Annotated in this window: 5 protein-coding genes and 1 pseudogene; 1 reads left to right on the plus strand and 5 read right to left on the minus strand. The window is 45.5% G+C overall.

Going from position 1 to position 4964, the window contains the following annotated elements; all coding sequences use genetic code 11:
- Window positions 1-200, plus strand: a 200-nt coding sequence (locus ACEW80_RS17285; protein WP_373527776.1) for an IS1 family transposase, incomplete at its 5' end; no start/stop codon positions are given.
- 287 nt (window positions 201-487) lie between these two features.
- On the opposite strand, the gene ACEW80_RS17290 is transcribed toward ACEW80_RS17285, so the two are convergent.
- The 5 genes and pseudogenes from ACEW80_RS17290 to ACEW80_RS17310 form a co-directional block, all read right to left on the minus strand.
- On the minus strand, window positions 488-754 hold the full coding sequence (locus tag ACEW80_RS17290; protein WP_373527777.1) for a transposase: 267 nt from the start codon (window positions 752-754) through the stop codon (window positions 488-490).
- 120 nt (window positions 755-874) lie between these two features.
- Window positions 875-1671, minus strand: a protein-coding gene (locus tag ACEW80_RS17295) for an IS5 family transposase (protein WP_373527780.1) whose coding sequence is annotated in 2 segments (ribosomal slippage) — window positions 875-1041 and window positions 1041-1671 — 798 coding nt in all. Because the reading frame shifts where the segments join, the coding sequence is not laid out codon by codon here.
- Window positions 1672-1823: 152 nt separating this feature from the next.
- The gene (locus ACEW80_RS17300; RefSeq protein ID WP_373527778.1) at window positions 1824-3167 is read right to left on the minus strand and encodes a cytochrome P450; all 1344 of its coding nucleotides are present in this window, start codon (window positions 3165-3167) and stop codon (window positions 1824-1826) included.
- Window positions 3164-4465, minus strand: coding sequence for a glycosyltransferase (locus ACEW80_RS17305; RefSeq protein WP_373527779.1), 1302 nt, complete (start codon window positions 4463-4465; stop codon window positions 3164-3166). Before ACEW80_RS17305 ends, ACEW80_RS17300 begins: the two co-directional genes overlap by 4 nt.
- Window positions 4466-4705: 240 nt before the next feature.
- Window positions 4706-4964, minus strand: a pseudogene (locus ACEW80_RS17310) (IS5/IS1182 family transposase); the annotation flags it as partial.

Consider the following 4964-nt stretch of genomic DNA (forward strand, 5'->3'; position numbering starts at 1 on the left):
CCTATGAACGACATCTGCCTCAAGAGATGCACTCAATAGGCAAACGCAATACCCAAAAAATTGAGCGCAAGCATTTGGGGTTAAGAACAAGAATCAAGCGACTAACTCGCAAAACAATCTGCTTTTCCAAGTCCGAGGTTATGCATGATCTAGTCATTGGATTATTTATCAACCGATACGAATTTGGTTTACCAATCTAGAGGACAAACTACAAATCTATAACATGACCCCCTCATCACTCATAGCGCCAATTAAAGTGATGTTTTTGCCCTTACTGCCTGGGTGGTCATCATAGACTCTTGCTCCACCTTCACACCTAGCATAGAGTCTTGTCATAGCTAGATTTATGCCCGTTTCATCGCTGTTTTTCTGGGCAAATACTTTGTCCAGAAATAACAGCATAATGAATACGAGATTTTTAATATCTATCGTGTCTAACCAACGCCGAAATTCATCCCGTAGTTTTTGTACCCGTTCTGTAGATTGCTCAGTAGCGACTAAAGTTTTTTTTACGTCCTAATTTTAATCGTTTAAGAGTACGACACAAACTCGATACACTTACATCGATGCCTGTACGTTGGTGCAGGGCTTCTTGTACTTCGCGCAGATATATATCACATTGTTCTGTGACCATTTTCTTCAATAATTCTTGCTCTTTACCTTTAATTTTGGAGCGGCGATCTCCACCTTGAGGTTTTGCAACTATCTCTCCTGTTTCCCGATATCTTCGCAAAAAGTCGCGGATAAATGACAAACTGACTTTAAATCTTTTTGCTAAATCTCTCTGGCTACCTTCTTTGTTTTGCCATGCACTTAGACACTATCTCAAAATGCACGAATTAGAACTTGAGAAGAGCTAATGCTAATGAGCAACTTATTTTGCAGTGGATAAGTGCCAGCATCGACGATACCAAAGTAACGCACACGCTAACTTGATCAAGCCCAGATAATTATAGGCTTTTTTTTCATAGCGCACCAAGATTGCGCGACACTTTGAGAGCCAGCCGAGTGTTCGTTCAACTACCCAACGACGAGCAGGATAGCATTTTGCTGTTGTTCATCAAATTTTTCTTCACCAATACGACGAATATGCGGAATGTACTTGTGCTTGTTAACGGCATCTCGACCCGTAGGATTGTCATAACCTTTATCTAAACATAAATGCTGTTTAACGTTCTCTGGTTTTGGGTGCTCCACAACAATTGCTTCTAGTGTTGCTTCGAGCAATTTGCAGTCATGAATATTTGCGCCACCGATGACCACTGCCAGTGGACCACCATCCGCTTCGACTAACAGACTTCGTTTTGTTCCTGGCTTTGCTCGGTCTGTCGGGTTTGGTCCAATTTCATCTCCTCCAAATCGTGCTTTTGACATCGCCCCATCTGCGCTTTGCCATTGCCAATTAACTCCACCTACTTCTTCACATTCTTCAATCAATGCTGCCCAAATCTGAGCTAAAACGCCTTTGCTTTCCCATCGTTGAAAGGTGCGATGAACAGAGCTATCATCAGGAAATTCAGCAGGTAGTTGGTTCCACTGGCAACCGCTACGGAGACGAAAGACGATAGCATTAAGTGCAGCACGAGCATTGATACGCTTACGACCATTTAGTTTGGGTGGATCGTATTCATCAAGAAGTGGTTTGAGTTTGTTCCAAAGGTCGTCGGGTATTCGCCAAATTGTTCCTAAAAATTTCTGTTTTTTGCTCTTGAAGTATGGATTCATTGACGCACCTCGATTCACTCGTCAAATCAGCGTTTATGTACTTTAAATCTGTCAGCAAGAATCGAGTCTTACTTCTGAATCGATGCTTTGGGAGATGCTTACTGTCGGATTTGCAGCTTTGCTTGTAACCATCTTTCAGCTTGAAAGGGAAATTTCTTAGACCTCAGTTGCTGATACTCAGGCGTGACGCTCCAATCGTAGTGACGCAGCAAGGTTGCCAGCAAGATTTTCATTTCCATTTTGGCAAACTCTATGCCGATGCAAATATGTTCACCCCCGCCAAATCCAATCAATGAGAACGGATGCTTTTTATCCTCTTCACGTGGCGGTGCAAAGCGATCAGGATCAAAGTGATCGGGAGCTGTATAAATGTCGGGTGCTCGATGCGTTAATCCTTGTGCCACAATCACGCCCCAACCTGGCGGAATGCGATAGCCTGCATAGTCAAACTCTTTGACCACACCTCGTAACAGCACTACACCTGAAGGGTTGTACACTCGCTCCACTTCTTTTAAAAAGTTTGTCATTTGAGTCAGATGACTGAGATGTCCAAGATTAAGCGATTCATTCTGTAAGACTTGATTCAGTTCTTGACGCAGACGCTCTCGCCACTCGGCTAGTGCTGCTAATTCCACAAGTGCCCAGGTGAGTGAAGTTGCAGTCGTGAAATGCGCTCCATTGAGGAGATGGATCATTTCATCGATAATCTGAGCTTCGGCTAATGCATTGCCCTCAGCATCAACAGAGGCTAAGAATAATCCCAAAACATCCTGCGAGGCTTGCAAATGCCCTTGCCGTTTGCGCTCCGTAATGATGTCCTGGAGCAACTGTCGCAGTTGACGGCGAGCCATTTGGGACCGCCCAAAGGTTGTAAAGGGCACATCCCAGCGCAATAGGGTGAATACCCCCTGAACTAACGTGCCATACCACTGCTCAATTTGCTCAATGTCGTGTTCGCTCTGGACACCGAGTAAGAGTCGAATGCCAATTCGGAGTGCGAGTTGATTAAACTCGTTTTTAAGGGGAACGATACCACGCTCCAACCATTGACTCAGACAGCGATCAACTTCATGCTGCATACACTTGAAGTAGGTTGCAATCGCTCTACTATGAAACGCAGGAGACATGAGGCGACGAGTGTATCGGTGTAACTCACCATCCTGAAGCATCATTGGACGACCAAAAATCGGTTCCATGAACGGTCCCAATCCCAAGTAGGAAGAAAAGTGATCTGCCTTTTCCTGCAAAACAACTCGGCTGGCTTCGGGTCCAACCAGCACTACATAGTTCTTTCCTGAAAGGCGGGTTTTGAAAACAGGTCCATATTTCTGGTAGTTTTTGGCAAGCCCCCAGCCCTGAGTCGAAATTATGTCAAGGGTTTCTCCTAGAATCGGTAGCCCCACATGACCCGGCAGTTCTTCTGCAAGCTTAAGATGTGTCATCGCTTCTTCTGTGGTTTTTTCTCTAAAAGCTGTTCGATCAAATCAGCTGCACGTTGTGGTCCGTTATAGTGCTTGAACTCTGCCTGCAATAGCTGTGCGTTCTGCTTGTAGTGGGGGTCGCGCTGAATTGCTTTCACAGCGTCCCGGATCTGCGCTTCTGAAGGGGTTCCCGTTTTTAGGTTGATGCCTACGCCAGCCCACGCCACATGTGCGGCAATCTCCGGTTTTTCCTCAGTTGCGCCCGCGACAATCAGGGGTACCCCATGAGATAAAGCAAGCTGCACACCGCCAAATCCACCGTTCGTGATCATCACATCAACATGAGGCATGAGGTAGTAGAAAGGGATGACCTGCTCCAAACGCACATTGTCTGGTAACGAAGTGAGCTTGATATCTTTGAGCGCGATGTTTCCAGTTGTTGCCACGACAAGTACATTCTCCTGCGCGAGTGCCCGAATCGTCGGAATGACAAGCTCATTCAGATTGGAGTTTGCTAAAGTGCCTTGAGTGACTAAGACAATCGGTTGATTACCCTGCAAATCATCCCACCAAGCTGGTGGCTTGAACGACTCCACAGGTTGATTGGTAAAGGTGCCAACAAAATGTGTCTGCTCGTACAAGTCACTGCGCGGATACTCGAACTCAGGTATTGTTCCCAGCAGGTATAAATTTGGCGGCTCAACAATTCTTTCTAGCACGCTTCGATTAAGAATTGGCAATCCTACACCCGTGCGAGTTTGATCGATGTAGACCTTTAAACCCCTCAAAGCAATGGAATCGATGAAAAATCGCAAAGCAGCGTTGCGAACCCGTCCCCATGATGAACTGTTAGGAGGTAGAGCAAAACCGATTGGCGCAGTATCTTTACTACCAAAAGAATAGATTGAAAGAGCGATCGCTACCGCTGGGATAGCCGTTTTTTCGTGAACAAAGCCCATACCGAAACCCACCTCTTCTGCAATCAAAACATCGGCAGGAAACTCATTTAACAAGCCCAAAATGTCCTGCATTTGCTTGGGTGCCTGTTCAATAAAGAGCGCTTTGATGGTTTCGGTTAAAGCCGATAAACCTCGCAACCCACGCAGTTGTGAAAAGGCTTCATCCCGGCTCATGCCGCTAAAATCGTAGGCAGCATCCATTGCTTTATATGTAGCTCCGAGTCGCTCGATTTTAGCTCGAAATTTTTTGCCGGCATACCACCAGATGGTATGTCCTCGACTGACTAACTCATGAACGACCGAAGCCATCGGATAAAAATGGCTTGTCACGGGTGATGTTGCGATCAAAATAAGAGCCACTGGGCCGCTCCTCACTGAGAGTAAATCGGTTCCTGTGAATAGGATTTCCTTGAGTTTAAGACCAACTTTCTCTTCCTGTCTCGCGCATTCTTATAGAACCCATTTAGGAGCTAATTGTGTGCCAACCTTTTAAGCATCAGCCTGATGAAACACAAATTGAGCTTTGCTGTGGCATGGTCTAGAGTGCGCTCAAAGTTTTTGACTAAACTTTTACAAAGTTCCATCCAAGCATTCGAGCGCTCAATTACCCCTAATCGTTGCCACTACCACAAATCCTGTTTTTCCTGGGGCGGCTTTTTGGGCTTTTGTAGGCTTGGGTGCCAGTTGAAAACGGATTTTGGTCAGGATCTGGGGATAGATTTTTTGCAAGGCTAAGGTAATCTTATCTGGGTGATAGCCGTTGTCTAATAGAATGGTAATCTTTGGAATGTTGACGGGCTTGGCGCGAAAATAATCAACGTTATGGGTCAACATTTCAATTAATCCCTGGTCAGTAGAC

This window comes from Nostoc sp. (assembly GCF_041747015.1).
Lineage (GTDB): Bacteria > Cyanobacteriota > Cyanobacteriia > Cyanobacteriales > Nostocaceae > Nostoc.